Genomic DNA, 25,325 nt, shown 5'->3' with positions numbered 1-25,325 from the left:
CTCACCTAGCGTACGGCTCTCATGAACCGGCGCCCCGCCGCTCATTTCCATCGCAGCGCAGAGGCAAGCATGATCCGACTCGGCCAGGCCACGATCTCCCTGGAGCGGCGCGAAGCCTTTCTTGATGGCCGGCCGTTGCGTGTCGGCGGCCGCGCGTTCGAAGTACTCTCGGTATTGATGCAGGCCGACGGCCGGATTGTCAGCAAGGACGAGCTGATCAATCAGGTCTGGCCCGATATCGTCGTCGAGGAAAACAACTTGCAGGTGCAGATTTCCGCGCTGCGCAAGCTGCTCGGGGCCAAAGAAATCATCCAGACGGTTGCCCGTCGAGGTTACCGATTATTGAAAGACCGCGAACCCAAACCGCCCGCCTTCAGCACCGTCGCCCCGCCCGTGCCTTTAGCGCAACAACGGCCGCCGGTCGATGCGCAATCGGTGCCGGTGTTCATCGTCGATGACGAGGCGTGCGTGCGCACGGCGCTGAGCCGACTGCTACGTGCCGAGGGCATCGAACACCGGATTTTCGAGTCCGCCGAAGCACTGCTCGAAGCGCCCCTGCAAAACGGTCCGGCGTGCCTGCTACTCGATGTCAGCCTGCCGGAAACAACCGGGCTTCAGCTGCAAGCGACGCTCACCGAGCGCGGGCATCCTTGGCCGGTGGTCTTCATGACCGGCCACGGCACCATCCCGATGTCGGTGCAGGCGATGAAAGCCGGGGCGGTGGAGTTCCTGACCAAACCGTTCAACGACGATGAACTGCTCGATATCCTGCGCACCACCCGCCAACACGCGGCGACTGCCTACGAGCAATGGCAGCGCGTGCAACAGACCCTGCAACTGGCCGCGCTGCTGACCCCGCGCGAGCGTGAAGTACTGCCGTTGATTGTCGCGGGGCTTGCCAACAAGCAGATTGCCAAACAGTTGGGCACCAGCGAAGTCACCGCCAAAGTCCATCGCAAACACATCATGGCGAAGATGCAGACGCGCTCGCTGGTCAACCTCGTCGAACTCTACGGGCTGATCAGCAGCGCGCGGCCACCCGGCCCATCGAGCTCGTCGTGAACAGCGCGACTGACCGCCCTGCGGCGGTCGACAGCCGTCACGCGACCGTTGTCTGCATCGTCGATGATGATGCTTCGGTGCGCAAAAGCCTGTGCAATCTGCTGCGCTCGGTGGGTTACCACGCGCAGGTCTATGACAGCGGCGAAGCCTTTCTCGCCGAACAGCGTTTCGACGAAATCGCCTGTCTCCTGCTGGATTTGCGCATGCCCGGGCTGTCCGGCATCGACGTCATGCGCGAGCTGCAACGCCGCGCCCGACGCTTCCCGGTGATCTGCATGTCGGCCCATTGGGACGAGGCAACGCTGGCCGAATCCGGCCACTATCAAGCCGTGCACTGCCTGAGCAAACCGTTCGAAGAAGAAGCCTTGTTGCAGGCGCTCGAGTCGGTGGTGCATCGCCAGCACTGAGCATTGGCCCTTCAGCATTGCGGTTTTTTTCGCCTCCGAATCCCCACGCGTCAGCCTCGGCAAGCGCAATCAATTGGCACTGCGGACACGTTTCAGGGTCAGTTCAGGTGACCTGACGTTTACCGGCATACCCTCAAGGGCGCCGTTAAATGGCAGAATCCCCCGACCTTGATCCTTTTCGGAGAGCGCAATGCTTCGCGTGTTTGAACGTAGACTCGATCCCTTCCCGCCTGATGAATTGCCGCCACCGCCGGTGGGCCTGACGCGTTTTCTGTGGGCGTGCACCCGCGGCGCGCGCGGTTATATCCTCGCGCTGGCCCTGCTCAGCGCCGGTGTGTCGATCTACGAAGCGTGGCTGTTTTCCTTCCTCGGCCAGGTGGTCGACCTGCTTTCGACCTGGCAGGCCGGTGGCGGCGTCAGCCCAGAGGAAAGCCGCGTGTTGTGGGGCATCGGCATCGTCCTGCTGGTGAGCATCGTGCTGGTTGCGCTGCGCACGATGGTTCAGCACCAGATCCTCGCGATCAACCTGCCGCTGCGCCTGCGCTGGGATTTTCACCGCTTGATGCTGCGGCAAAGCCTGTCGTTCTTCTCCGATGAATTTTCCGGGCGAGTCACCACCAAGGTCATGCAAACCGCGCTGGCAGTGCGTGAAGTGCTGTTCACCCTGATCGAAATCGCCCCCGGCATCGGTGTGTACTTCATCGCCATCATCGCCCTCGCGGGCGGCTTCGCCCTGAAGCTGATGCTGCCGTTTATTGCCTGGGTCGCGCTGTTCGCGCTGGCGATGGTGTACTTCGTGCCACGCCTGGGCAAAGTCGGCCAGGAACAGGCCGACGCGCGCTCATCGATGACCGGGCGCATCGCCGACGCCTACACCAACATCACCACGGTGAAACTGTTCTCGCACTCCAAACGCGAAGCGCATTTCGCCCGTGCGGCAATGGAAGATTTCAAGCTCACCGGGTTTCGCCAGATGCGTCTGGTCAGCCAGTTCGAGATCGTCAACCAGGCCTTGGTGGTCGCACTGATCATCGGCGCCGGCGGCTATGCCCTGTGGCTCTGGCACCAGGGCCAGGTCGGCGCCGGCGCGGTCGCGGCGATCACCGCCATGGCCTTGCGCATCAACGGCATGTCGCACTGGATCATGTGGCAGATGACCTCGCTGTTCGAGAACATCGGCACCGTGCAGGACGGCATGGCCACCCTCACCCGTGGCCCGAAAGTCCAGGACGCAGCGAACGCCGGCGTGCTGGTACCTGGCGGCGGCGCGGTGTCGTTCGACAACGTCAGCTTCAATTACAACGGCGAACGTCAGGTCCTCGACGGCTTGAGCCTGCACATTCGCGCCGGCGAAAAAATCGGCCTGGTCGGCCGCTCCGGCGCCGGCAAATCAACGCTGATCAACCTGTTGCTGCGTTTTTACGACGTCGACAGCGGGCAGATCCGCATCGACGGCCAGAACATCGCCGAAGTGACCCAGGACAGCCTGCGCAGCGCCATCGGCATGGTCACCCAGGACACCTCGCTGTTGCACCGCTCGATCCGCGACAACATCGCCTACGGCCGCCCCGACGCCAGCGACGAAGACATCCGCCGCGCCGCCGCCAACGCCCAGGCCGACGGCTTCATCAACCAACTGAGCGACCGCCAGGGCCACAGCGGCTACGACACCCTGGTCGGCGAGCGCGGCATCAAACTCTCCGGCGGCCAGCGCCAACGCATCGCCATCGCCCGAGTCATGCTGAAAAACGCCCCGATCCTGCTGCTCGACGAAGCCACCAGCGCCCTCGACTCCGAAGTCGAAGTCGCCATCCAGGAAAGCCTCGACGAAATGATGCAAGGCAAAACCGTCATCGCCATCGCCCACCGCCTCTCCACCATCGCCGCCATGGACCGCCTCATCGTCATGGACGAAGGCCGCATCATCGAACAAGGCACCCATGCCGAACTGCTGGCCAGAAACGGGATTTACGCAAGGTTGTGGCAGCATCAGAGCGGCGGGTTTCTGGGCGAAGATCAGGGGTTTGCGGCGACGGTGGATCAGGCTTGATCCGGCCTGTTCAAGTCAAGATCAACAGCCCCTCACCCTAACCCTCTCCCGGAGGGAGATGGGACTGATCGAGTTGGATGTGAGAGATACGCCGAGCAGGGATATCGAGATGAATCCAGCACTTGAAAAGCACACCGATCGGCTCCCTCTCCCTCGGGAGAGGGCTGGGGTGAGGGGCAGTCACACCACCAATCCAAAGCCATGCGACGCTTCTCACCACTCAATAGGCCGAGTGTCAGCTCGCCTGCTTTTGATCTTGCGTCACCGGCGACGTCGGAAGGCTGAGCGGAGGGATTGATCCGGGCGTGGGAGCGAAGCGACCGTACGACGAAGTCGTACACAGCGGAAGTAGGTGCAGCGAAGCAAACCGTAGCCGCTGCGCCCGGATCGATCCCGCAGCGAAGGGACTCGAGCTTGCGAGGGCCGTACGTAGGAGCAAGCGTTTTGGGTTACCTTTTTGGCGTTTGAAAAAGGTGACTCGCCGTAAGGGCGAAACCGCCAGAAACACCACCCGCAGCAACGGATATTCACCCAAAACCCGACGTCACCGCCCCCCAAAAAAAATCAGCCAAAACCAACCGTACGTCGCCCCCAAGGAACACCCCGCCAACCCCCTCCTCTACCCAACAAAGGCCGAGGAGAAACGCCATGTACAACGAAACCAAAATGCTCGCCTACAGCCAATGGCACGACCTGCTCACCAACACCACCAGCTTCAGCGAACCCGAAGACCGCTACGACGAACTGCTCCGGCTCGCCGACGACTACCGCAGCCGCGGCATCATCGACACCCCCGAACGCAACACCCTGATCGAAATCGCCACCGCGGCCTACACCCGCTCGGTAACCGCCGCCACAGCCCATTCAAACCACTCAGGAATCAACCTATGACCGGTGAAAAATCCAACCAGGCCCCAACCACGCCGAGCACCGAAGCCGATGGCCTGACCGACGATCAACGCGTACGCCGCGAAAACAACGACCAGCAACAAGGCGCCCGCGTAACCCCAGGCCCGGCTGATAAAGAGCGTGAACCGGAGGTTGGCCGAACATGAACAAGCTCGCAGTAAAAGCCTTCGCCACGCTGGTCCTGAGCCTGCAGACCATCGCCTTGTGTTACGCCGTCACGCTCAACGCTTTTGTCGAAGAAGCGGCGCAACAAAGCCTGTTCCAGAACAACGCCTCACGCATCGCTCTGGAAAACAGCGCCTTGCCCGAAGTACGCGAGTTCGCCAAGAACCAGATCACTGAACACGGTCGGTTTTATCCGAAGCTGCAACAGCTGGGGCAGACGCTGCGCATGGACGTTCCCGCCGAACCGTCGGCAGCCGGGAAAGCCAAGCAATTGCGCCTCGAATCGCGCGATGAATCTTTCGACCGCACCTACATCGACAGTCAGGCCGAGACCCTCGAACAGAAGGTCATGCTGTTCAAGAAAGAGGCGATGTCTTCGGAAAACCCGCAGCTCAAGACCTTCGCTCAATCAGCGCTGCCAGGGATCGAAAAGCAGGCGCAAGCGGCCAAGGCGCTTCAGGAAAAGCTCAAGCCTTCGGCCGGGAAACTGATTGCCCCGACCAAGCCTTGAGCGGCGGCGCTCTCAGTCGATAGGCCCAACGTTGATGGTCATGTCTTCGCCCAATCCCTGGACTTTGGCGAGGACGTCGACCGGGGTTTCGCTGGAAAAATGCACGACATAGCCCATGCCGCTGCCGTCTTCCTCGATGGCGCTGACCCAAAGTTCAACCTCGTCGGCGTCCAGCCCCAAGGCCTGGCCGAACTGGCGGTTGCGGTGGTCTGAATCGGTTTCGTCCATTGGGTAGCGGGTCATTGGGTGATCTCCGGTTTTTTGGGGGGTTATGGCGATGGACGTTCTGGTTGGGTGAGCGTTCGATTTTTTTGGGTTGATTGTTGATTCGTTGTTGCGGGTAGAGGTGTACGGCTTTGGTGACGGCAGTGAGGCTTCCCCTCATCGGAACGCCGCCCGCCCCGCCCTCTCCCCCAGGACAGGGAGCCGATTTGGGTGGTGTTCAGAATTTGTATTCGACGCGATATCACCGAAACAGCGCGCCTCGCCCATTCACCTCGATCAGTTCCCTCTCCCCTTGGGAGAGGGCTAGGGTGAGGGGCTTTTGATTCTGGCGCTCGATCGACCAATTTTTCGCACCGCCAAGCCTGCCCATGGTCGCAATTAAAACAGCCCACGCCTCGCAGCTTCAGGGAGACGACCATGCCCTCAATCCAACGACAACCGTTCGCCGGTCGCTTGCTGATGATCGGTTATGGCTGCATCGGCCGTGGAGTGTTACCGCTGTTGTTGCGCCATATCGAGATCGACCCAGAGCAAATAACCGTAATCTGCCCTGCCGACAGCGCCGGCCAAGCGGTGGAAGAATATGGCGTGCAGGTAGAGAAACTGGCCCTGACCGAAACCAATTTTCACCCGTGTCTGGCGCCGAAATTACGCGCCGGGGATTTCCTGCTGAATCTGTCGGTGGAGGTGTCCAGCCAGGCGCTGCTCGCGTTTTGCCAGGCACGCGAAGTGCTTTATCTGGACACCTGCACCGAGCCGTGGGCCGGCGGTTACGACAGTCAGCAACAGCAACCGCAAGCCTGCACCAATTACGCGTTGCGCCACGGCATCCTGGCGCTGCGCGGTGCCGATGACACCACTACTGCGGTGCTGACCCACGGCGCCAACCCAGGCCTGGTATCGCACCTGCTCAAACAGGCGCTGGAAAACCTGGCAGCCGACAGCGGCTATCACGGCCCCGCTTGCACCACGCGCGAGGACTGGGCACGGCTCGCTCAGGCCTTGCAGGTCAAGGTCATTCACATCGCCGAATACGACTCGCAGTACAGCGCGCAACACAAGCAGTTGGGCGAGTTCGTCAACACCTGGTCAGTCGAAGGTTTCATTGCCGAAGCCTGTCAGCCGGCGGAACTCGGTTGGGGCAGTCATGAACGGGCGCTGCCTGCCGATGCGCGGCGTCATCCTTATGGCAGTCAGGCGGCGATCTATCTGCAACGGCCGGGTGCGGCGACGCAAGTGCACACCTGGACGCCGAGCGCCGGCCCGACCCTTGGCTATCTGGTCACCCACAGCGAGGCGATTTCCATTGCCGAATACCTGACGCTTGGCGATGGCGCGCACCCCGATTACCGCCCCACCGTGCATTACGCCTACCGACCTTGCGACGATGCGCTGCTGTCGTTGCACGAACTCGCCGCACGGCAGTGGCAAGCGCAACCGCAGCAACGCTTGCTCGACGATGACATCGTCAGCGGGCGCGACGAACTCGGCGTACTGTTGCTGGGGCATGACAAAAGTGCTTACTGGTACGGTTCGCGGTTGAGCATCGATGAGGCCCGCGCGTTGTGCCCGCACAACAGCGCGACGTCGCTGCAGGTCACCGCGGCAGTCATGGCCGGTGTGGTCTGGACAATGCGGCATCCCAACCGGGGCATTCTCGAGCCCGATGAAATGCCGTACCGTGAAATCCTCGAACTGTGCCGGCCCTACCTCGGCCAGGTGCAAGGTATTTACAGCGACTGGACGCCGTTGCAAGGTCGGAACTCAGGCTGGCAGGCGGCGGTCGATGGCGACGATCCGTGGCAATTTGCTCATTTCCGTTTCACCTGATGATTGCGAGAGAACACTATCGTGGACTTGTTGTTTCTGGGCACCTCTGCCGGCGTGCCAACCCGTGAGCGCAATGTCAGCGCCACGGCATTGATCGAGGCGTCGGGCAGAGGCTGGTATCTGATCGACTGTGGTGAAGGCACGCAGCACCAAGTGCTGCGCACGCCGTTGTCGCTGAGCGAATTGCGGGGAATTTTCATCACCCATGTCCATGCTGACCATTGCCTGGGCCTGCCCGGTTTACTGGCAAGTACCGGCATGTCCGGACGATCGCGACCGCTGGATATCATCCTCCCGGCGGCATTGCATCCGTGGCTGACATTGAGTCTCGCGGTGACTCATTCCCACTTGCCGTTCGAAATCCATCTGCACGCCGTCGAGACGCTGGATCACTGGCGCAACGGCAACGTTGAAGTCAGCCCGGTCAAGTTGTCGCACCGCGTGCCGTGTCACGGTTACGTCTTCACCGAAGCCGATCCGGCGCCGCGTCTGGATGTACAACGCCTCGACGCTGAAGGCATCGAACGCGGTCCGCTGTGGGGTGAACTGGCCCACGGCCAGGATGTGCTGCACGACGGGCGATGGCTGCGTGCCCAGGACTATCTTCTGCGGGCGCGCCCGCCGCAGCGCATCATTGTCTGCGGCGACAACGACCGCCCGGAACTGCTGGCAGAGGTTGCCGCCTCGGCCGATGTGTTGGTGCACGAGGCGACGTTCATCCAAGCGGCCATCGATAAAACCCGCGCCAGCTACGGCCATAGCAGCGCCGCAGCGGTCGCCGGTTTTGCCGAAGCGGTGGGCGTGCGCAATCTGGTGCTGACGCACTTCAGCGCGCGCTACCAGGCCAATCCGGCGCAACATCCGTCGATCGAAGACGTGCGCAACGAGGCGGCAGCGCTGTACAACGGGCACTTGATTCTGGCGCGTGACCTGCAGCGCTATCACTTCGATCAGCACGGTCAGTTGCAGCCGGTGATGCGAAACCCTGTGCCCCGCTCGCACGATAAATGAAAATTAAAAAACGTCCGCTCGCCTGGCGAACGGACGTTTCGGTTCCACGGTGGGGTTACTTCTTGGCTTCCTTGTCGGGGTCAGCCGAGCGAGCCAGAAACGCCTCGGTCAGCTGTGGCAGGTGCTTGAGCAGCCAATCGGCCATGGCCACTTCCTGCGGCAGAATCGACTCACAGGCCTTTTTCGTCTGCGTATCGCCAGCCGCTTCGGCGGCAGCAATCAACACGGTGTAGCTGGCGATTTCCATGTTCTCGAACACGTAACCGGCCATCGCGCCCTTGATCACCTCATCGCTCATCAACGAGCCGCCCACGGCCTGACCGAACGCCATCAACTTGCCGCCCAGATCCTTGATCGTCGACGAATCGCCGCCCAGTCGTTGCAGGCATTCATCGATGAGTTTCTGCTGACCGAGGGTTTCTTCAATGTGCTGGTCAATCCGCGCTTTCAGCTGCGGGTAGTGTTCCAGACGCTTGGATTGCGCCTTGAGCATTTGCTCGGCCTGTTGCTCCATGGCATGAGCGTCACGCAGCCAGTCGAGCAGATTTTCCTGTGGAGTGGCCATGGTGGAATCCTCTTCTTGATGGTTTCACAGTGGTCCCGCTCAAGCGCGCCACGGGATGATGTGGCTCGCTTGAGCGGAGTTCGGCGGGCAGTGTTGCGCTGTCACAGCGACGGCGGAACCTGCGTACCGGCGCCCAGATCCGCACCGGTGACCGGCTCGCTGTTGGGATCGGACATGGTGCGGGTTTTCATTTTCTCCAGCAGCGCTTCGTCGGCAGTGTCCAGCTCGACGGTCGCCAGACCATCGCCGCCATCCACCGCCGGTGTTGGGCTTTCGACAAACTCCCAATCGTCACCCTGATTCCATGGCCCGCGCATGCTCTCGGTGCCATGGGACATGTTGAAGTAGACGTTGGTGAACTCCGGCATGCCGGGTTTCTTGCCTTGCGGGAAGTTTGGCTGAATCGCATGCAGGGCTTTTTCAAAGGACAACTGGTGCGCGATCTCCCGGGTCATCAAGAAGCCCAACGCTTCCTTCACGCCGGGATCGTCCGTCACGTTCATCAACCGCTCATAAACAATCTTCGCCCGCGCCTCAGCCGCGATGTTGGAACGCATATCGGCGGTCGGCTCACCAATGGTGTCCACGTACGCCGCGGTCCAGGGCACGCCCGCCGAATTGGTCAACGGCGAACCCGCGCCATACAACAGGCTGGTGATGTGCGAATCGTTACCGGCACCGTTCAACGAACGATACAGCTCCCCCTCCTCTTCAACGCCTTCGGCCATCTTGCCTTTGGCGCCCTTGTTGAGCATGACAATGATCGAACCGATCACCTCCAGATGGCTCAGCTCCTCGGTGGCAATGTCCAGCAGCAAATCCTTGCGCCCCGGATCATCCTCAGCCAACGCCTGAGTGAAATAGCGCGTAGCCGCCGCCAACTCACCCTGCGCCCCCCCGAACTGCTCCAGCAAAAGATTCGCAAGTCCAGGATTGGGTTGCGCAACACGAACGGTGTATTGAAGTCGCTTGTTATGTAGAAACATGACAAATCTCCTCAGTCTGAATGAGTGTGGCGGTCTCAACGGTTAAGTCACTGCCCACTCCTTTGTGAAGCATTGGCTGCGGAGAAAATTTCAAAAAATATTCGGGTTCAGGACAAATGGTTATGTCGTGGGAACAAGCGAAACGGGGGTTGCGGGTTCGCTTGTTTGGGTGATTTGCGTCATTGAAAGCAGAGGTCTCATGAGTGCAAATCAGGCAAGAGGAGACAGCAAGATCAAAAGCCCCTCACCCTAGCCCTCTCCCGGAGGGAGAGGGAACTGACCGAGTTGGATGCAAGAGATCCGCCGACCTGAACTACCGAGTCGAACGCAAATTTCGAATCCAACCAAAATCGGCTCCCTCTCCAGGGGGAGAGGGCTGGGGGGAGGGGCAGCCACACCGTAACTCTCAAGCCAACCACGCGCTTTTCACCACTCCTTACAATGAGCGCCAGCTCGAGTGCCCTTGATCTTGCCTAACCGGCCCCATCGGCAGGCTGAGTGGAGGGACCGACCCGGGCGTGGGAGCGCAGCGACCGTCTGGCGCAGCCAGACACAGCGGAAGTAGGTGCAGCGAAGCAAACCGTAGCCGCTGCGCCCGGATCGGTCCCGGAGCGAAGGAACCCGAGCCTGCGAGGGCCGAACGCAGGGGCCCAGACCTTTGGTTCCTTTGGGGCGTTTGCCAAAGGGACTCGCTGTAAAAGCGAAACCGCCAGACGGCACACCCGCAGAAATGGATATACACCCAAAACAACCAAAGCCTGGTCGGCCCAGAGGCCGCCAAGGCACCCGCCTCATCACTTCCCTTGAACCTCCACGAACCCCGAGCGCTCACAAAGAAAACAACCCGCGAGCCAGCCCCTCATGAATGCCTATAAAAACCTGCTGACAGCCGAACAACAAACCCGCCTGCAAGCCCTCGATACCTGGCATCGAACACTGCAAGACCGCAGCCTGCGCATGGACTGCCCCGATCGCTACCACGAAGAACTCCTGCGCCAATGCGACGAAATGGACCGCCTTGGCATCATCACCTGGCAAGAATGGCAAGAACTGCGCAGCGAAGCCGACCAGGCCTACCTGCACGCCATCGCCGGCCACGACTACCACGGCCCCAACAATGCCCAGCGAGCCCAGCCATGACCGAACCGCGCTTTGGCATCGAAGAAGAATATTTCGTCACCGACCTGCACACCCGCAAAATGGTCGGCGCCCCTGCTCCCGAGGCTCGTCAGGCCTGCCAGCAAGCCATCGGCGCATCATTCGCCAGCGAAATGTTCCAGGGCCAGTTCGAAATCGCGTCCCCCGTATTCACCGACTTCGTCGAAGCCAGCGATTACCTGACCGGCGCACGTCAGGCCCTGAACAACACCCTCAAACCTTTCGGCCTCGGCCTGCTCAGCGTCGGCAGTCACCCACTGGCCGACTGGCGCGAACAGATCCCCACCGACGAACCGCACTTTCACCAACTGTTCGACACCTACGGCCACGTCGCCCGGCGCAGCGTGCTGTCGGGCCTGCATGTGCATGTCGAAGTACCCGAACAACACGACCGCATCAAAATCATGAATGAAGTGCTGGCATGGACGCCGTTGCTGCTGGCCCTGAGTTGCTCATCGCCGCTGTGGGACGGTGCCGACAGCGGCTACAAAAGTTATCGCCAGGCCGCGTGCGACGAGTGGCCACGCATGGGCGTGCCGCCGTTGTTTGCCGATCAACAGGCGTATGACGATCACGTTGGTTTTCTGACCCGCGCCGGCGTGATCAACCAGCCCAGCCAATGCTGGTGGGGCATTCGCCCGGCCGTGCGCTACCCGACCCTGGAACTGCGCATGACCGACGCCTGCCCTCGCGTAGAAGACGCGCTGACCCTCGCCGCATTCTTTCGCGTGCTGGTTACACATGCGTGCAGGCAGCCGCACCCGGGCTCGACCTATGACGCCTCAGCACGCTGGATACTCGAGGAAAACCGCTGGCGCGCCAAGCGCTGGGGACTTGATGGACAGTTCATTGTCGCAGGCCAGGACAGCCCTTGTTCGATCAGCCAATGGCTAGCGCTGGCTGAGGAACGCTACGCCGAAATCGCCGGCGACCTGCGCATGCCGACCTTGTTCGAGCGCGCCAACAGCATCATCAATGAAGGCACCAGCGCCGACCGGCAATTGGCAGTGTTCAATCAAGCCCTGCAGCAACCACACGGTTCAAGTTCGGCACTGGCGCAAGTGGTCGATCATTTGCTGGAGGAAACCTCGCGCAGTTGACCGACCTTCAAGCACACCGTCTCAATCACCCTTGCCGGTGCGAGTGCCGCCATGGCTGTTCTGCCCGCCCGTGCGCGCCTTTTCGGCTCGGTCGAGTTTGACATCGACCGCCGTGCCGCCCTTCTTCCCGGCTTCCTTGATTTTTTGTGGATCGTCGGCGAATGAATGTCCACTTTGATGTTTGCTGGTCATGGCAATGTCCTCGCGATCAGTTCCTGACTGTCAGTTTCCTGTGCTGCACTTGCACCCTATCAACCGAACTTTGCGCTTGCCACCCATGCACTCACCCTACTGACGAAAGGCAATTAAACGCAACGAAGCGAAGCTCTAACATGCACAGCGACAATCATTTCAATATCATCAAACTTATACGAAGCGGCGCTTCAAACAGCGCCCTGTATAAGTTTCATCGCGAACGATACCGTTCATCGGGCACCGAAAAAAATCTTCAAACGTTTTTCCCCGGCGCGTTATCCGAGTAAGTGTCCGTTGCATAAATGGGCAACTAAAGAAATCCTTCATTGATATTGGAGAGCTATCATGACTACAGGTAATAAAAACCCGGGCAACTTCGCCAACGATCGTGAGAAGGCATCCGAGGCGGGTAAAAAAGGCGGCCAGGCTTCCGGCGGCAACTTCGCCAATGACCGTGAAAAAGCTTCCGAAGCAGGCCGTAAAGGCGGCCAGAACAGCCACGGTGGCGGCCGTAAGTCGTCTTGACCGGCGGCATAAGGGCAGCCTTGCTGCCCTTCGAAATCAAACAGCTGGAACGGTCATCAGCGTGAAAGGCAGTTTTCATGTCTGATGAGCGTTCCAACTGATTGACAGTCGAACCCAAGCCAACCGGCAAGTAACGAGCATTGCAACAAACAACATCAGGCAGTATCCACGGCATTTGTCCGAACAACTTCAGCGCGCAACTAAGCGCAGCCTGAATTCGAATCAATGCTTATATATGCAAGAGGTGTTTTAAAATGGCTCAAGACAAACAAGGCAGCATGTCCGTAAGCGAAGCAGGTAAAAAAGGTGGGGAAGCAACATCGGCTTCGCATGATAAAGAGTTCTACCAGGAAATTGGCAGCAAAGGCGGCCAAAACAGTGGAGGCAACTTCAAGAATGATCCGGAGCGTGCAGCCGAGGCCGGTAGCAAAGGTGGCCAGAACAGCGGCGGCAACTTCAAGAACGACCCGCAACGCGCGTCCGAGGCCGGCAGCAAAGGCGGCCAGAACAGCGGTGGCAACTTTGCCAATGATCGCGAAAAAGCCTCCGAAGCCGGGCGCAAGGGTGGCGAAAACAGTCATGGTGGTGGGCGCAACAGCTAATGCGCCATTTGCAGGGGAGCATCGCTCCCCTGCCGTTTATCCAACGCAAGACAACTTCCCTCGCAATCCCCCACCGCTTTCTACATCGCCGCACCTTGGAATTGGCCAACTCGCCCTCATAACCATGACAATCCCCAACGTTGTCAGAGGAACCCGCGCCATGACCCATCAAACCGAAACTGCGATTCTTGCCGGCGGCTGCTTCTGGGGCATGCAAGACCTGCTGCGACGTTACCCGGGCGTGCTGCAAACCCGCGTCGGATACAGCGGCGGCGATGTGCCGAACGCGACCTATCGCAACCATGGCACCCACGCCGAAGCCATCGAAATCACCTTCGATCCCGCAGTGATCAGCTACCGCCAGATTCTCGAATTCTTCTTCCAGATTCACGATCCGAGCACGCTCCACCGTCAGGGGAATGACCTTGGCCTGAGCTATCGTTCGGCGATCTATTACCTCAACGACGAGCAACACGCCGTTGCCAAAGACACCGTCGCCGACGTCGACGCCTCAGGTTTGTGGCCAGGCCGGGTGGTGACTGAAATCGAACCGGCCGGATCTTTCTGGGAAGCGGAACCTGAACATCAGGATTACCTGGAACGGATTCCCAATGGCTACACCTGCCACTTCATTCGGCCGAACTGGAAACTGCCCAAGCGCAGTAGTTGAAGACAACTCCAGGTGCTTGCACAGGTGAACGATTGATCGCGCGGCGGTGAGCGACGTAATCTCAACTCCGGCCAAGGATTGGTGTACTGTCTCACGGCTCGTCGCACGGCCAGACAGGCAATAAAAGGGAGCTCATCTTGCGCAAGGATTATCTGGCGTTCTTCACGTCGCTGTTTCTGTCGCGCCTGGCCGATCAGATTTTGCTGTTCATTGTGCCGCTGGTGGTCTTCCAGACGACCAACAGCGCTTCCTGGGCCGGTCTGGCATTTTTCGTCGAATCGCTACCGCGTTTTCTCGCATTTCCACTATGTGGAGCGCTGTGCGATAAGTTTTCACCGATAAAGATCCTCCATATCAGTCAAATCTATCGCGCACTGCTCTGCCTGCTGGCCGTGGGCATGTTCACTGTTTTCGGCGGCATGGCCTGGGTTGTGGTGTTGTCAGCGGTGTGCGGCGTGCTGACCACTCAGGGAATCATGGCGCGCGAAGTGCTGATGCCGCATATCTTCCAGCACTACAGTTACACCAAGACGTTGTCCTATTCGCAAATTGCCGACCAGACCGGATTGGTTCTCGGGCCGTTGGTGGCAGCGCTGCTGCTCGAAGTGTGGGCCTGGCACAGGGTGGTGCTATGGATCGCCGGTCTGTTTCTACTCGCGGATCTGAGCATGCTGGTATGGCAACGCCTCAGCCGAATCACCCTGCAAGTGTACGAACAGCATCAGGACATATGGCTACATCCACTGCGCATCGCGTTCAGGCATATACATGAGCTGGCAGAGTTGAAAAAAATCATCTTGCTGGCCGTGGGGGTCAATTTGATCGTTGGGGTCACGCTGGCGACTTCAGCCGCGATGGTGCTCGGCGAGTACGGCGCCGGCAAAGACGCTTACGCCGGTTTGCAAGCGGCCGGGGCTATAACAACAATCGTGATTCTGTTTTTCCTTGCCAGAGTGGAACTGCCGCAGCGGCTACTTGGCGGGCTCGCGTATTCAATGATCGCCGCTGGCGCTCTTGTCAGTGCTCTGAGTCCGAATCTGGCCGGTTATGTAGTGGGGTTTCTGCTGATTGTCGGCTTCGACAAGATGTTCAATATCTACATGCGCAGTATTCGTCAGCGCGTAATACCGCCCAAAGACTTCGGCAAAACCGTCGGTGTGATCACCTTGTTCAACAACCTGTCGCAACCCTTGGCGGGTTTGCTGGTAGCCCTGCTGGCCTCCAGCGCAGGCACACAAGGCGTGATCCTCATCCTGGCTGCGCTGACTATGCTGCTGGGCGTCACAGCGCTATGGTGGTTTGCTACCAGCCGAGGAACCCTGAATGCCGAAAAATCCCCTCACTCCTAAAGAGCCGGCCAGCGCCGCCGATATCGAGCGCTCGATCCAGGCCCTGAACCGGCTGGCCGAGCGCCTCTGGGGCGAGGATCGTGTCGCCGAGGCCAAGGCTCTGCTCGATGCGCTCGATGCCTTGAACCGCGCACTCGATCGCATCCGCATCGGCGAAAGTCGCCGGGCGGCGACTCTGCATTGAGGCATCGGCTTACGGCTTGAGGATCAGCACCGGTTCGCCCTTCTTGAGGATATAAGTCGCCAGTTCCGACGCCTTGTCCTTGCCGACGTTTTTCGCGACATGCGCCACGCCTTCCGGAATGAACAGCGACTCCCCCGCCTTCAACGTCACCGGCGCCCTGCCCTCCAGTTGATATTCGAACGTGCCGCTGATCACGTAAGCGACTTCAACGCCCGGATGTGCATGGCGCGGCGAGGTCACACCCGGTTCGAAATCGACGCGGGCCTGAACCACTTCGCGGTCGGCGGCACCGAGATCCTGCTTGACCAGATCGGTGCGGCTCAAGCCTTGCTGCCAGCTCTTGGCCGGGGCGTCGGCCGCGTGGGCGATGCCGATCATCGAAGCGAAAATGGCGCTGGCGAGTAACAGTGAACGTTTCATATGTAGCCCTCTCAATCAGTGATGTGGTGAGGGCTACTGTGCAGGTTGCGTGTAGGGTGGATGTGTCGTGGAACCTGAGTTTGGTGTTCAGCCGTGTACAGCGTGCAAACAGATACACGCTTATACAAAAGTGCCAGTGGTTTTCGGCAATGCCAACAGCCAGGACCTGAACGCAGCGATCTTTTCGGCCTGCGCGGTCTCAACAGGCGCGACCAGATAAAAGCCCAGCGCATCCCGCAAGCGCAATTCGAAAGGGATCACCAGGCGCCCGGCGCGCAGATCGTCGGCGACGTAGGTTGAGCGGCCGATGCACACGCCCTGCCCGTCCACCGCCGCCTGCACGGCCATCAGCGCCAGATCGAATGTCAATCGCGGCCCCTCCGCCAGTTGCGGCGCCTGGCCGACGGCGCTTAGCCAGCTCGCCCAGTCTCCCGCCGTCACGCCGCTGACTTGCAGCAAAGTGTTATTCGCCAGATCCGCCGGCGAGTTCAGGCTCTGGGCCAGTGCCGGACTGCACACCGGAAAGATTTCATCGGACATCAGGAAGTCAGCCTGCAAGCCCTTCCAGTCGCCGTGCCCGTAACGAATCGCGGCATCGATGCCGCCGCTGCGAAAATCCACCCAATCGGTCGACGCACTGATGCGCACATCGATAGCGGGAAAGGCCCGCTGAAACGCAGGCAGTCGCGGCAACAACCATTTCGATGCGACCGATACCAGTGTGCTGATGGTCAACACGTTGTTGTTGTCGAACGCCAGTAGCTGTTCAGTGGCAAAGCGCAAATCCTGAAAGGCCGAGCGCACGCCGGGTAAATAGGCCTGCCCGACCTCGCTCAGCGCCAGGCCGTCGTTGCGCCGCAAAAACAGCGGGCTGCCCAGTTCCGCCTCGAGTCGGCGGATCTGATGGCTGACCGCAGTCTGGCTGACGTTCAGTTCTGCGGCAGCCTTGGTGAAACTCATGTGCCGGGCGACGGTTTCGAAGGCGCGCAGGCCATTGAGCGAGGGAAGTCTGACAGTCATGGGGTTGGGCTGGCTCATGAGATTTTGTCATACGCTAGCACTGCAAATGACCTTTGCCAAAGCGCTTGCCGCAACCGATTCTGGCGGCCCCGCTCAACAAGGAGTTGCCATGAAACTGTATTTCGCCCCGATGACCTGCTCGCTCTCGCCACACATCGTGCTGCGCGAGTTGGGTTTGCCTTTCGAACTGGTCCGCGTGAATAACCAGAGCAAGCGCACCGCCGACGGCCACGACTTTCGAGAGATCAACCCGAAGGGTTATGTCGCCGCGCTGGTGCTGGATAACGCTGAAGTGCTGACCGAAGGGCCAGCGATCCTGCAGTTTCTGGTCGATCAAGTGCCGGGCAACTCGCTCGCACCGGCGGCTGGCACCTGGCAACGCGCACGCTTGCAGGAACACTTGAATTTCATCAGTTCGGAGATTCACGGCGGCAGTGCGCCGCTGTTCAACGCGGATATTCCTGAGCCGGTCAAAGCGATATTTCGGCAAAAGCTGTCCAAGCGCCTCGACTTTCTCAATCGCCAGCTGACGGATCAGGATTATTTGATGGGCGGTTTTGGCGTGGCGGACGCTTACCTGTGTACCGTGCTGATGTGGTTGCCGACGTTCAATATCGCTATCGAGGACTGGCCGGCGTTGGCCGTCTATATGCAGCGCATCGGTGATCGGCCCAGCGTGCAGTCAGCGCTGGCGGCTGAGGCCGCGGCGCTGCCGGTCTGAGCAAACGTTGGGTGATCGGAACGGGCCTTGTCGACGTCGAGTCTGTAAACTGCCGCGATCTTCACTCGCTCAAACAAGGGATTCCCATGGCCAACCAAGACATCACCTTCACCCCCGATCCGGACGCCGACTCGATTTCTTCCGACGTGGCGACCTTCGGCGGAATCATGGTTTCCACCCAGATCCCGACCCGCGCCGACGGCAGCCTGGAGCTGGGCGATATCACCACCCAGAGCGAATGCACCCTGCAAGCGCTGAAAGTCGCGCTTGAACGTGCCGGCAGTTCGATGGACCGGGTCATGCACCTGACCATTTACCTCACCGATATGGCCGATCGCGCGGCATTCAACGAGGTGTACCAGCGCTTCTTCGCCAAGCCATGGCCGGTACGCGCGGCAGTGGGCGTGGCGGCGCTGGCGGTTGAGGGGATGCGCGTGGAAGTCACCGCGATGGCGGCCAAGGGCTGACCTGACCTCTGCAACACCCTACAACCCTGTGGGAGCCAGCCTGCTGGCGGTAGCGGTCTGACATTCAACATCGATGTTGGCTGAACCACCGCTATCGCGAGCAGGCTCGTTCCCACAGGTTTCGCGGTGAATTCGAGCTCCGGGGCAATACACAAATCCACTGTGGGAGCCAGCCTGCTGGCGATAGCGGCCATGCGCTCAACATTTATGTTGGCTGAACCACCGCTATCGCGAGCAGGCTCACTCCTACAGGGGTTTTGTGTTGGGCTTGAATTTTGTGGCAGCGCAAGGCCCTTGTGGGAGCCAGCCTGCTGGCGATGGCGGCCTTGCATTCAACATAGATGGTGGATGAACCACCGCTATCGCGAGCAGGCTCACTCCTACAGGGGTTTGTGCTGGGCTTGAATTTTGTGGCAGCGCAAGGCCCTTGTGGGAGCCAGCCTGCTGGCGATAGCGGCCATGCCTTCAACATTTATATTGGCTGAACCACCGCTATCGCGAGCAGGCTCACTCCTACAGGGGTTTTGTGTTGGGCTTGAATTTTGTGGCAGCGCAAGGCCCTTGTGGGAGCCAGCCTGCTGGCGATGGCGGCCTTGCATTCAACATAGATGGTGAATGAACCACCGCTATCGCGAGCAGGCTCACTCCTACAGGGGGTTGTGTGATTCTTGAGTTCTGTGCCATCGGGCAGCGCGGGCGTGCCGGCCGCGCGTTTCGCGGGTAGAATGCGCGCCTAACCGTGACAGCCTGACTAAAAAAACTATGTCCTTGCCCAAGCATCATCTGGAATTGCTCAGCCCTGCCCGCGACGTGGCCATCGCCCGTGAGGCGATCCTGCACGGCGCTGATGCCGTGTACATCGGCGGCCCGAGCTTCGGCGCGCGCCACAACGCCTGCAACGAAGTCAGCGAAATCGCCGAGCTGGTGGAATTCGCCCGGCGCTACCATGCGCGCATTTTCACCACCATCAACACCATCCTGCACGACAACGAACTGGAGCCGGCGCGCAAGCTGATCCATCAGTTGTACGACGCCGGGGTCGACGCGCTGATCGTTCAGGACCTGGGCGTGATGGAGCTGGACATTCCGCCGATCGAACTGCACGCCTCGACCCAGACCGATATCCGCACCCTGGAGCGGGCGAAGTTCCTCGATCAGGCCGGTTTCTCGCAGCTGGTACTGGCGCGCGAGCTGAACCTGCAGGAAATCCGCGCCATCGCCGACGAGACCGACGCTGCCGTCGAGTTCTTCATCCACGGCGCGTTGTGCGTGGCCTTCTCCGGCCAGTGCAACATTTCCCACGCGCAGACCGGGCGCAGCGCCAACCGTGGCGACTGCTCGCAGGCCTGCCGTCTGCCGTACACCCTGAAAGATGAAAAGGGTGGCGTGATCGCTTACGAAAAACACCTGCTGTCGATGAAAGACAACAACCAGAGCGCCAACATCCGCGCACTGGTCGAAGCCGGTGTGCGCTCGTTCAAGATCGAAGGCCGCTACAAAGACATGGGCTATGTGAAAAACATCACTGCCTATTACCGCCAGCGCCTCGACGACGTGCTGGAAGATCGCCCGGACCTGGCCCGCGCATCCAGCGGCCGCACCGCGCATTTCTTCCTGCCCGATCCGGAAAAAACCTTTCACCGTGGCAGCACCGATTATTTCGTCACCGATCGCAAGATCGACATCGGCGCCTTTGACTCGCCGACCTTCACCGGCCTGCCAGTCGGTACGGTCGAGAAAGTCGGCAAGCGTGACATGCAAGTGGTCACTCATGAGCCGCTGTCCAACGGTGACGGCCTCAACGTGCTGGTCAAACGCGAAGTGGTCGGTTTCCGCGCCAACATCGCCGAAGCCAAGGGCGAGTTCGAAGAAGATGGCGAGAAGCGCTACCGCTACCGCGTCGAGCCGAACGAAATGCCCGAAGGCCTGTTCAAGCTGCGCCCGAATCATCCGCTGAACCGCAACCTCGACCACAACTGGCAACAGGCGCTGCAAAAGACCTCGTCGGAACGTCGCGTGGCCCTGAGCTGGCTGGCGCGCCTGCGCGAGGAACAGCTGGAAATCACTGCCACCAGCGAAGAAGGCATCAGCGCCAGCGTCACCCTCAACGGGCCGTTCGGCGTGGCCAACAAGCCTGAGCAAGCGCTGGAACAGTTGCGCGATCTGCTCGGCCAGCTCGGCACCACCCAGTACCACGCCACCGACATCAAGCTCGATGCGCCGCAGGCATTCTTCATCCCCAACTCGCAGCTCAAAGCCCTGCGCCGTGAAGTGATCGAAGCCCTGACCGCTGCTCGCGTTGCCGCGCATCCACGGGGCAGCCGCAAGGCCGAAACCAGCCCGCCGCCGGTGTACCCGGATTCGCACCTGACCTTCCTCGCCAATGTCTACAACCAGAAGGCGCGCGACTTCTACCACCGTCACGGCGTCAAGCTGATCGACGCGGCGTACGAAGCCCACGAAGAGCCGGGCGAAGTACCGGTGATGATCACCAAGCACTGCCTGCGCTTCTCCTTCAACCTGTGCCCGAAACAGGCCAAAGGCGTGACCGGCGTGCGCACCAAAGTCGCGCCGATGCAATTGATCCACGGCGATGAAGTGCTGACGCTGAAGTTCGATTGCAAGCCGTGCGAGATGCACATCATCGGCAAGATGAAAGGACACATTCTCAACCTGCCGCAACCGGGCAGCGTGGTCGGCCACATCAGCCCCGAAGACCTGATGAAAACCATCCCGCGCGCACCGCACTGAGTGCCTGGTCTGCGCGGTGCTTCGCCGCCGCGCAGGCTGGTTTGCTGTGCCTTGCCAAATCGCAGGCATAAAAAAACGCCAACTTCTTGCGAAGTTGGCGTTTTTTCGAATATGGCAGGGGCGGCTGGATTCGAACCAACGCATGGCAGGATCAAAACCTGCTGCCTTACCGCTTGGCGACGCCCCTACTGCTCTTTCCAGCGGCCCGTTGGGTTCGCTGTGAGAACGGGGCGCAATTTACCAACATTGTTTGGCTTTGGGAAGCCCGGCGTGAAATATTTTTTGTTTTAAAACAGCGACTTAATTTTTACCCCCGTAAAACCGCCCGCGCCCGCCCCGTTCCACCCGTCGTGTATCACAGTGTGTACCCGCGCATCGACGATACGGCGCCTTGCAACACGGCTATTGTTCGACACAGCCCGGATACGTCCATCCGCTCAAATGCACTCACGGTTTCAAGGTTTCATTCAGCCCCTTGACCAAGGCATGCACAGGAGACGTCCCCATGAAAAAGGCACTGCACACCCGTAAAACCGCACTCGGCTTGTCGATACTGGCGCTGTCGCTGGTCGGCACTGTCGCCAGCGTTCAGGCGCAAACCGCCGAACCGGCTGCGATCAGCTATTCCGCGCCCTCGCCCTTCGGCCCGCTGAAACATGTGAAGGCCGGCGTGCTCGACGTCGCTTATGCCGAAACCGGCCCGGCAAACGGCCCGGTGGTGATCCTGCTGCATGGCTGGCCCTACGACATTCACAGCTACGACGAAGTCGCGCCGCTGCTGGCCGTCAAGGGCTATCGGGTGCTGATGCCCTATGCGCGCGGTTACGGTGATACGCAATTCCTGTCCAAAGACACTCTGCGCAACGGCCAACCGGCGGCGCTGGCCAGTGACGTCATCGACTTCATGGACGCACTGAAGATCAAGCAAGCCGTGCTCGGCGGCTACGACTGGGGCGCGCGTTCAGCGGACATCGTTGCGGCGCTGTGGCCGGAACGCGTCAAGGCGTTGGTGGCGGTCAGCGGTTACCTGATCGGCAACCAGGCCGCCGGGCAAAACCCGCTGCCGCCAAAAGCCGAATTGCAATGGTGGTACCAGTTCTACTTCGCCACCGAACGCGGTCGCGCCGGTTATGCGAAGAACACCCATGACTTCGCCAAACTGATCTGGCAAACCGCCTCGCCGCAGTGGAAATTCGACGACGCGACCTTCGATCGCAGCGCCAAGGCCTTGCAGAACCCGGATCACGTCGAGATCACCGTGTTCAATTACCGCTGGCGCCTCGGCCTGGTGCAGGGTGAAGCGCAATACGCGGCGCTGGAACAGAAACTCGCCACCGCGCCGTCGATCAGCGTGCCGACCATCACCCTCGAAGGCGACGCCAACGGCGCACCGCACCCGGCACCGGAGGATTACGCCAGGCGCTTTACCGGTAAATACCAGTTCCGCTTGATCAGCGGCGGCATCGGGCACAATTTGCCGCAGGAAGATCCGAAGGCGTTTGCCCAGGCTGTCATTGATGCCGATCATCTGTAGAAACAAAAAGCAGTCAGCCGCAACGGCTGACTGCTTGATTGTTTAGTGGCGGGGTCGAGGTTCGAGGGATGGTCAAGCGCAGTGTAAAAGCTTGCAGATTCTTTGCCTGAACTGGCGTTATCGCGAGCAGGCTCACTCCTACAGTTTGAAATGCGTTCCCCTGTAGGAGTGAGCCTGCTCGCGATGACGCCCGTTCAGACACCCTCAAGCCCGACAAGCGTTCGCGATCACTCGGTTGGCACAACCAGATCCAGCGCCTTGTTCACCGCCAACTCACCCAACATGACCACCTGCGCAATGCCCAGCAAGGTCTGGCGGTGCGAGCCCTCCAATACCCCCGCAAAATTGCCGAGCATGACCGTAGCGGATGCCAGGGAACCGCTAGCATTGGTCAGCAACGTCTCGGCGTCCGATTGCGGGTTGACCATAAACAGCGGGCTGGGCGTATAGGGCGTGGCCATGATCGCGGCGGGCAACAGGTAATGGTCAAGCGCACGCTCCGCCGCTTCGTGAAGCTTTCGCGAGTTGGGGGATGCGTACGGCGAGGCCGGGTCAGTGAGCGGTGCTTCGGGTGGCTTGGACATCAGCTGCAACTCCAGACAGGAGCCCCTCGAGGCTCGTTGACAGATAATCGTCACTGCGACGAGTTGGGCAAGCGCTGATTGTCCAGCACGCGGTTTACCGTCAGCTCGCTGAGCATGATCACCTGTCGCAGGATGAGCATTTTTTTGCGCTGGGAACTGTCAATCGAATCGGCAAGCTCACGGGCCATGTCACTGGCCGAGGACAGCGTTTCCGTCGCCTCGACGAGCAGCGTTTCGTTATCCACGGTGGGGTCGATGAGGTAGATCTTGCCGGTATTGCGCGTGGGTATCGAAATCTTGTGCGCCCCGGGACTGAGGTAGAAGTTGATGGCGCGATCGGCGGCGTCTTTGATGTTTTGGGGTTCGAGCGCGGCGTCGTAGGGGATTGGATCGGTGTCTGGCGGGTTGGGCGTAACTTTGAACATGGCTAATTCCAAATTAGGGCTGCGACCGATCTCTACTAAAAGAAGGGTGGCAGCTGTGCGCAGGTTAGTAGACCGGTGGAATTAGCAAAACCGGCGCGCCCGAGAGCGCCCTACGCACAACCGCCATCAAGTGCAGGAATAGACGTACCTGACTGATGGGCTTATGCGCCGCTAATACCATACGGGCTACTAAACCCGACCACTGATGGGCAGTGGCAGGTAAACGATAGAGTCCCGGGCTTAAGCGCACAAGCCGGCGGATTCTGGCGTACGCGTAGGCAACGGCGCAAGGAGTTGTAGCCGCTATGGCGTAACAGTTGGTGTGGTTTAAACGCTGGCGCGCGGTGACGTTTAAGAGCCACCCTCACCCTCATCCCCTTGGAGAGGGAGCCGATTTGGATTGGCTTTGAAGTTCGCGTTCGACTCGATATTTCTTGTCGGCCAGTTCGCGCATCCACCACGGTCAGTTCCCTCTCCCTTTGGGAGAGGGCTAGGGTGAGGGGCTTTTGATCTTGCACTTTTTTTCTTCCTGCCGATGAGGCCGGCACGGCAAGATCAAGGGCACTCGAGCTGGCGCTCATTGTAAGAAGTGGTGAGCACAGCGCTTGGCTTGGTTTTGTGGTGGATTTGCCCCTCACCCCAGCCCTCTCCCCCTGGAGAGGGAGCCGATTTGGATTGGCTTTGAAGTTTGTGTTCGACTGGTATTTCTTGTCGGCGCAGCTCGCGCATTCACCACGGTCAGTCCCCTCTCTCCGGGAGAGGACGGGGTGTTTGGGCGAGGTACGCCGATTTGAGATACCGAGGTGAACTGGGAAAAGTAAAAGCGTTGGTGCTATTTGACCAAGCGCTTCTCTTTGGAAGGCCGATACCCGAAATAGGCGCTGTAACACTTGCTGAAATGACTCGGCGAGACGAACCCGCAGGCCACCAGCACTTCCACTTGCGACAGTTCGGTGTGTTGCAGCAGGCGGCGTGCTTCGGTGATGCGCAGTTCCAGGTAGTAACGCTGCGGTGTGGTGCCCAGTTGCTCCTTGAACAGGCGCTCCAGTTGCCGGCGAGAACGTCCGGCGTACACCGCCAGTTGCTCCAGCTCCAGCGGTTCTTCCAGGTTGGCGTCCATCAGTTTGACCACTTCACGCAACGGCGCGCTGACGCAGAGGTTTTCGTCCGGTTTGATCCGCCGGTAGCGCGATTCCTCGAACGCGAGAATGTCCTCGACACCCTCGACCAGCGCCTTGCCGTGCAGGCTCTTGATCCAGTCCAGCGCCATATGGAAAGCCCCCGACGGGCTCGACGCGGTGAGGCGATCACGATCGATTACATAAGGTTCGCTGCTGACATGGGTGGCCTTGGCGATTTCGGTCAGTGCCGGACGATGCTCCGGGTGAATCGCGCAGCGGTAGCCGTCAAGCAGCCCGGCGCGGCCGAGGAACCACGAACCGTTCCACAACCCGGCCAGACTGACGCCCCGCTCCGCTGCCAATCTGAGCAAATGCACAAACCCATCGCTCGCGCGCAGCTCGGTGCGATAACCGCCGCACACCACCAGCAGATCCAGCTCTTCGAGCGCAGCGGCGTCAAGGCGTGCATCGGGACGGATCACCAGCCCCAGATCGCTGATGACCTCGCCCTCGCCTAGCCCGAAGGTGCGCGAGGTGAACAACCCCGGGCGCAACAGATTGGTGGTCACCACGGCGTCCAGTGTCTGTGTGAAGGCCGGCAGTGAAAAGTGTTCAAGCAGCAGAAAACCGGTGCGCGTCAGCTGCACGCTATCGCTATGTTCATTCAGATAGCGGAGGTTTTTGCCCTTCATGCCTCCGCTGAATTGGCGTCGTTCGGTCAAGTTTCAGTCCATCGGTCATGTTGTTGTGCGCCGATAGTTGGTCGGAAGCGGTAAAG

General features: G+C 60.1%; 28 protein-coding genes and 1 tRNA gene. 19 read left to right on the top strand and 10 right to left on the bottom strand.

The annotated features are described in order from the left end of the window. The first annotated feature begins 69 nt into the window (after positions 1 to 69). The 6 genes from J3P75_RS12540 to J3P75_RS12515 all read left to right on the top strand — a co-directional run bounded on the left by J3P75_RS12540 (position 70) and on the right by J3P75_RS12515 (position 5,104). Complete coding sequence (locus J3P75_RS12540) at positions 70 to 1,062, top strand: response regulator (RefSeq protein WP_434710825.1); 993 nt, start codon at positions 70 to 72, stop codon at positions 1,060 to 1,062. Next, a complete protein-coding gene (locus J3P75_RS12535; RefSeq protein ID WP_434710823.1) occupies positions 1,059 to 1,469 on the top strand; it encodes a response regulator transcription factor in 411 nt (136 codons plus the stop codon). The genes J3P75_RS12540 and J3P75_RS12535 overlap by 4 nt, the downstream gene beginning before the upstream one ends. A gap of 190 nt (positions 1,470 to 1,659) precedes the next feature. Further along, positions 1,660 to 3,519, top strand: a complete 1,860-nt coding sequence (locus J3P75_RS12530; protein WP_434710821.1) for an ABC transporter ATP-binding protein — start codon at positions 1,660 to 1,662, stop codon at positions 3,517 to 3,519. Between the two features lie 648 nt (positions 3,520 to 4,167). Next, positions 4,168 to 4,410: a hypothetical protein gene (locus J3P75_RS12525; RefSeq protein WP_434710819.1), complete on the top strand. Its 243-nt coding sequence runs from the start codon at positions 4,168 to 4,170 to the stop codon at positions 4,408 to 4,410. After that, complete coding sequence (locus tag J3P75_RS12520; RefSeq protein WP_434710817.1) at positions 4,407 to 4,574, top strand: hypothetical protein; 168 nt, start codon at positions 4,407 to 4,409, stop codon at positions 4,572 to 4,574. The genes J3P75_RS12525 and J3P75_RS12520 overlap by 4 nt, the downstream gene beginning before the upstream one ends. Beyond that, complete coding sequence (locus tag J3P75_RS12515) at positions 4,571 to 5,104, top strand: DUF4142 domain-containing protein (protein WP_434710816.1); 534 nt, start codon at positions 4,571 to 4,573, stop codon at positions 5,102 to 5,104. The genes J3P75_RS12520 and J3P75_RS12515 overlap by 4 nt, the downstream gene beginning before the upstream one ends. A gap of 12 nt (positions 5,105 to 5,116) precedes the next feature. Here the strand turns inward: J3P75_RS12515 and J3P75_RS12510 are convergent, their stop codons facing one another. Continuing rightward, a complete protein-coding gene (locus J3P75_RS12510) occupies positions 5,117 to 5,347 on the bottom strand; it encodes a hypothetical protein (RefSeq protein WP_434597810.1) in 231 nt (76 codons plus the stop codon). A gap of 399 nt (positions 5,348 to 5,746) precedes the next feature. Here J3P75_RS12510 and J3P75_RS12505 point away from each other — a divergent pair, with 399 nt between their 5' ends. Next, the gene (locus J3P75_RS12505; protein ID WP_434710815.1) at positions 5,747 to 7,159 is read left to right on the top strand and encodes a homospermidine synthase; all 1,413 of its coding nucleotides are present in this window, start codon (positions 5,747 to 5,749) and stop codon (positions 7,157 to 7,159) included. Positions 7,160 to 7,180: 21 nt separating this feature from the next. Beyond that, positions 7,181 to 8,170 (top strand): ribonuclease Z, encoded by a 990-nt coding sequence (locus tag J3P75_RS12500; protein ID WP_434710814.1) that lies wholly within the window; start codon positions 7,181 to 7,183, stop codon positions 8,168 to 8,170. Between the two features lie 55 nt (positions 8,171 to 8,225). Here J3P75_RS12500 and J3P75_RS12495 read toward each other — a convergent pair whose 3' ends face one another. Both J3P75_RS12495 and J3P75_RS12490 read right to left on the bottom strand, forming a co-directional pair. Beyond that, complete coding sequence (locus J3P75_RS12495; RefSeq protein WP_090283019.1) at positions 8,226 to 8,735, bottom strand: ferritin-like domain-containing protein; 510 nt, start codon at positions 8,733 to 8,735, stop codon at positions 8,226 to 8,228. 101 nt (positions 8,736 to 8,836) lie between these two features. Then, positions 8,837 to 9,721, bottom strand: a complete 885-nt coding sequence (locus J3P75_RS12490) for a manganese catalase family protein (protein ID WP_434597801.1) — start codon at positions 9,719 to 9,721, stop codon at positions 8,837 to 8,839. A gap of 861 nt (positions 9,722 to 10,582) precedes the next feature. Here J3P75_RS12490 and J3P75_RS12485 point away from each other — a divergent pair. After that, a complete protein-coding gene (locus tag J3P75_RS12485) occupies positions 10,583 to 10,861 on the top strand; it encodes a hypothetical protein (protein WP_434710812.1) in 279 nt (92 codons plus the stop codon). Continuing rightward, positions 10,858 to 11,979 (top strand): carboxylate-amine ligase, encoded by a 1,122-nt coding sequence (locus tag J3P75_RS12480; protein WP_434710811.1) that lies wholly within the window; start codon positions 10,858 to 10,860, stop codon positions 11,977 to 11,979. The genes J3P75_RS12485 and J3P75_RS12480 overlap by 4 nt, the downstream gene beginning before the upstream one ends. 21 nt (positions 11,980 to 12,000) lie before the next feature. Here J3P75_RS12480 and J3P75_RS12475 read toward each other — a convergent pair whose 3' ends face one another. Beyond that, a complete protein-coding gene (locus tag J3P75_RS12475) occupies positions 12,001 to 12,171 on the bottom strand; it encodes a KGG domain-containing protein (RefSeq protein WP_206416421.1) in 171 nt (56 codons plus the stop codon). 348 nt (positions 12,172 to 12,519) lie between these two features. On the opposite strand from J3P75_RS12475, the gene J3P75_RS12470 reads away from it, so the two are divergent. The 5 genes from J3P75_RS12470 to J3P75_RS12450 all read left to right on the top strand — a co-directional run bounded on the left by J3P75_RS12470 (position 12,520) and on the right by J3P75_RS12450 (position 15,504). Next, complete coding sequence (locus J3P75_RS12470; protein ID WP_093101985.1) at positions 12,520 to 12,699, top strand: general stress protein; 180 nt, start codon at positions 12,520 to 12,522, stop codon at positions 12,697 to 12,699. 254 nt (positions 12,700 to 12,953) lie between these two features. Continuing rightward, the gene (locus J3P75_RS12465) at positions 12,954 to 13,301 is read left to right on the top strand and encodes a general stress protein (protein WP_203421840.1); all 348 of its coding nucleotides are present in this window, start codon (positions 12,954 to 12,956) and stop codon (positions 13,299 to 13,301) included. 160 nt (positions 13,302 to 13,461) lie between these two features. After that, positions 13,462 to 13,971, top strand: a complete 510-nt coding sequence (gene msrA / locus J3P75_RS12460) for a peptide-methionine (S)-S-oxide reductase MsrA (RefSeq protein WP_434710809.1) — start codon at positions 13,462 to 13,464, stop codon at positions 13,969 to 13,971. A gap of 137 nt (positions 13,972 to 14,108) precedes the next feature. Continuing rightward, the gene (locus J3P75_RS12455; protein ID WP_434710807.1) at positions 14,109 to 15,320 is read left to right on the top strand and encodes an MFS transporter; all 1,212 of its coding nucleotides are present in this window, start codon (positions 14,109 to 14,111) and stop codon (positions 15,318 to 15,320) included. Next, positions 15,295 to 15,504 (top strand): hypothetical protein, encoded by a 210-nt coding sequence (locus J3P75_RS12450; protein ID WP_434710805.1) that lies wholly within the window; start codon positions 15,295 to 15,297, stop codon positions 15,502 to 15,504. Before J3P75_RS12455 ends, J3P75_RS12450 begins: the two co-directional genes overlap by 26 nt. A 9-nt stretch (positions 15,505 to 15,513) precedes the next feature. Here the strand turns inward: J3P75_RS12450 and J3P75_RS12445 are convergent, their stop codons facing one another. Both J3P75_RS12445 and J3P75_RS12440 read right to left on the bottom strand, forming a co-directional pair. Beyond that, positions 15,514 to 15,924, bottom strand: a complete 411-nt coding sequence (locus J3P75_RS12445; RefSeq protein WP_434710803.1) for a cupin domain-containing protein — start codon at positions 15,922 to 15,924, stop codon at positions 15,514 to 15,516. A 120-nt stretch (positions 15,925 to 16,044) separates the two neighbouring features. Then, entirely contained in the window at positions 16,045 to 16,944 is a 900-nt protein-coding gene (locus tag J3P75_RS12440) for a transcriptional regulator GcvA (protein ID WP_434710801.1), read from the bottom strand. Positions 16,945 to 17,053: 109 nt separating this feature from the next. On the opposite strand from J3P75_RS12440, the gene gstA reads away from it, so the two are divergent. The 3 genes from gstA to J3P75_RS12425 all read left to right on the top strand — a co-directional run bounded on the left by gstA (position 17,054) and on the right by J3P75_RS12425 (position 20,883). Next, a complete protein-coding gene (gene gstA, locus J3P75_RS12435; protein WP_434710799.1) occupies positions 17,054 to 17,665 on the top strand; it encodes a glutathione transferase GstA in 612 nt (203 codons plus the stop codon). An 86-nt stretch (positions 17,666 to 17,751) separates the two neighbouring features. Then, on the top strand, positions 17,752 to 18,132 hold the full coding sequence (locus J3P75_RS12430; protein ID WP_434710798.1) for a RidA family protein: 381 nt from the start codon (positions 17,752 to 17,754) through the stop codon (positions 18,130 to 18,132). Between the two features lie 762 nt (positions 18,133 to 18,894). Continuing rightward, positions 18,895 to 20,883, top strand: a complete 1,989-nt coding sequence (locus tag J3P75_RS12425) for a peptidase U32 family protein (protein WP_434597758.1) — start codon at positions 18,895 to 18,897, stop codon at positions 20,881 to 20,883. 112 nt (positions 20,884 to 20,995) lie between these two features. Here the strand turns inward: J3P75_RS12425 and J3P75_RS12420 are convergent. Next, positions 20,996 to 21,070 (bottom strand) — tRNA-Gln (locus tag J3P75_RS12420). Positions 21,071 to 21,388: 318 nt separating this feature from the next. Between J3P75_RS12420 and J3P75_RS12415 the strand changes: the two genes are divergently transcribed. Beyond that, positions 21,389 to 22,417 carry an alpha/beta fold hydrolase gene (locus J3P75_RS12415; protein WP_434710797.1) on the top strand — a complete coding sequence of 343 codons (1,029 nt, stop codon included), beginning with the start codon at positions 21,389 to 21,391 and terminating at the stop codon, positions 22,415 to 22,417. Between the two features lie 227 nt (positions 22,418 to 22,644). Here J3P75_RS12415 and J3P75_RS12410 read toward each other — a convergent pair whose 3' ends face one another. From J3P75_RS12410 to J3P75_RS12400, 3 genes are all read right to left on the bottom strand, one after another. Next, on the bottom strand, positions 22,645 to 23,001 hold the full coding sequence (locus J3P75_RS12410) for a DUF6124 family protein (protein WP_258449014.1): 357 nt from the start codon (positions 22,999 to 23,001) through the stop codon (positions 22,645 to 22,647). A 50-nt stretch (positions 23,002 to 23,051) separates the two neighbouring features. Further along, positions 23,052 to 23,426, bottom strand: a complete 375-nt coding sequence (locus J3P75_RS12405) for a DUF6124 family protein (protein ID WP_434710795.1) — start codon at positions 23,424 to 23,426, stop codon at positions 23,052 to 23,054. A gap of 832 nt (positions 23,427 to 24,258) precedes the next feature. Continuing rightward, positions 24,259 to 25,269, bottom strand: a complete 1,011-nt coding sequence (locus tag J3P75_RS12400) for a GlxA family transcriptional regulator (protein ID WP_434710793.1) — start codon at positions 25,267 to 25,269, stop codon at positions 24,259 to 24,261. Between the last annotated feature and the right edge of the window lie 56 nt (positions 25,270 to 25,325).

Origin of the sequence: Pseudomonas sp. R1-1 (assembly GCF_051132135.1) — a bacterium.
Classification (GTDB): Bacteria; Pseudomonadota; Gammaproteobacteria; order Pseudomonadales; family Pseudomonadaceae; genus Aquipseudomonas.
The sequence above is the reverse complement of the archived record's forward strand: the minus strand, read 5'-3'. Positions and strand labels throughout refer to the sequence as shown.

What these genes read in the sequence shown, in the direction of transcription:
- J3P75_RS12415 (WP_434710797.1), top strand. Translation starts at nt 21,389, where the DNA reads ATGAAAAAGGCACTGCACACCCGTAAAACCGCACTCGGCTTGTCGATA.
- J3P75_RS12510 (WP_434597810.1), bottom strand. Translation starts at nt 5,347, where the DNA reads ATGACCCGCTACCCAATGGACGAAACCGATTCAGACCACCGCAACCGC.
- J3P75_RS12440 (WP_434710801.1), bottom strand. Translation starts at nt 16,944, where the DNA reads ATGACTGTCAGACTTCCCTCGCTCAATGGCCTGCGCGCCTTCGAAACC.
- J3P75_RS12445 (WP_434710803.1), bottom strand. Translation starts at nt 15,924, where the DNA reads ATGAAACGTTCACTGTTACTCGCCAGCGCCATTTTCGCTTCGATGATC.
- J3P75_RS12490 (WP_434597801.1), bottom strand. Translation starts at nt 9,721, where the DNA reads ATGTTTCTACATAACAAGCGACTTCAATACACCGTTCGTGTTGCGCAA.
- J3P75_RS12520 (WP_434710817.1), top strand. Translation starts at nt 4,407, where the DNA reads ATGACCGGTGAAAAATCCAACCAGGCCCCAACCACGCCGAGCACCGAA.
- J3P75_RS12430 (WP_434710798.1), top strand. Translation starts at nt 17,752, where the DNA reads ATGGCCAACCAAGACATCACCTTCACCCCCGATCCGGACGCCGACTCG.
- J3P75_RS12475 (WP_206416421.1), bottom strand. Translation starts at nt 12,171, where the DNA reads ATGACCAGCAAACATCAAAGTGGACATTCATTCGCCGACGATCCACAA.
- J3P75_RS12465 (WP_203421840.1), top strand. Translation starts at nt 12,954, where the DNA reads ATGGCTCAAGACAAACAAGGCAGCATGTCCGTAAGCGAAGCAGGTAAA.
- J3P75_RS12505 (WP_434710815.1), top strand. Translation starts at nt 5,747, where the DNA reads ATGCCCTCAATCCAACGACAACCGTTCGCCGGTCGCTTGCTGATGATC.
- J3P75_RS12485 (WP_434710812.1), top strand. Translation starts at nt 10,583, where the DNA reads ATGAATGCCTATAAAAACCTGCTGACAGCCGAACAACAAACCCGCCTG.
- msrA (WP_434710809.1), top strand. Translation starts at nt 13,462, where the DNA reads ATGACCCATCAAACCGAAACTGCGATTCTTGCCGGCGGCTGCTTCTGG.
- J3P75_RS12525 (WP_434710819.1), top strand. Translation starts at nt 4,168, where the DNA reads ATGTACAACGAAACCAAAATGCTCGCCTACAGCCAATGGCACGACCTG.
- J3P75_RS12480 (WP_434710811.1), top strand. Translation starts at nt 10,858, where the DNA reads ATGACCGAACCGCGCTTTGGCATCGAAGAAGAATATTTCGTCACCGAC.
- gstA (WP_434710799.1), top strand. Translation starts at nt 17,054, where the DNA reads ATGAAACTGTATTTCGCCCCGATGACCTGCTCGCTCTCGCCACACATC.
- J3P75_RS12405 (WP_434710795.1), bottom strand. Translation starts at nt 23,426, where the DNA reads ATGTTCAAAGTTACGCCCAACCCGCCAGACACCGATCCAATCCCCTAC.
- J3P75_RS12530 (WP_434710821.1), top strand. Translation starts at nt 1,660, where the DNA reads ATGCTTCGCGTGTTTGAACGTAGACTCGATCCCTTCCCGCCTGATGAA.
- J3P75_RS12495 (WP_090283019.1), bottom strand. Translation starts at nt 8,735, where the DNA reads ATGGCCACTCCACAGGAAAATCTGCTCGACTGGCTGCGTGACGCTCAT.
- J3P75_RS12410 (WP_258449014.1), bottom strand. Translation starts at nt 23,001, where the DNA reads ATGTCCAAGCCACCCGAAGCACCGCTCACTGACCCGGCCTCGCCGTAC.
- J3P75_RS12470 (WP_093101985.1), top strand. Translation starts at nt 12,520, where the DNA reads ATGACTACAGGTAATAAAAACCCGGGCAACTTCGCCAACGATCGTGAG.
- J3P75_RS12540 (WP_434710825.1), top strand. Translation starts at nt 70, where the DNA reads ATGATCCGACTCGGCCAGGCCACGATCTCCCTGGAGCGGCGCGAAGCC.
- J3P75_RS12450 (WP_434710805.1), top strand. Translation starts at nt 15,295, where the DNA reads ATGCCGAAAAATCCCCTCACTCCTAAAGAGCCGGCCAGCGCCGCCGAT.
- J3P75_RS12425 (WP_434597758.1), top strand. Translation starts at nt 18,895, where the DNA reads ATGTCCTTGCCCAAGCATCATCTGGAATTGCTCAGCCCTGCCCGCGAC.
- J3P75_RS12515 (WP_434710816.1), top strand. Translation starts at nt 4,571, where the DNA reads ATGAACAAGCTCGCAGTAAAAGCCTTCGCCACGCTGGTCCTGAGCCTG.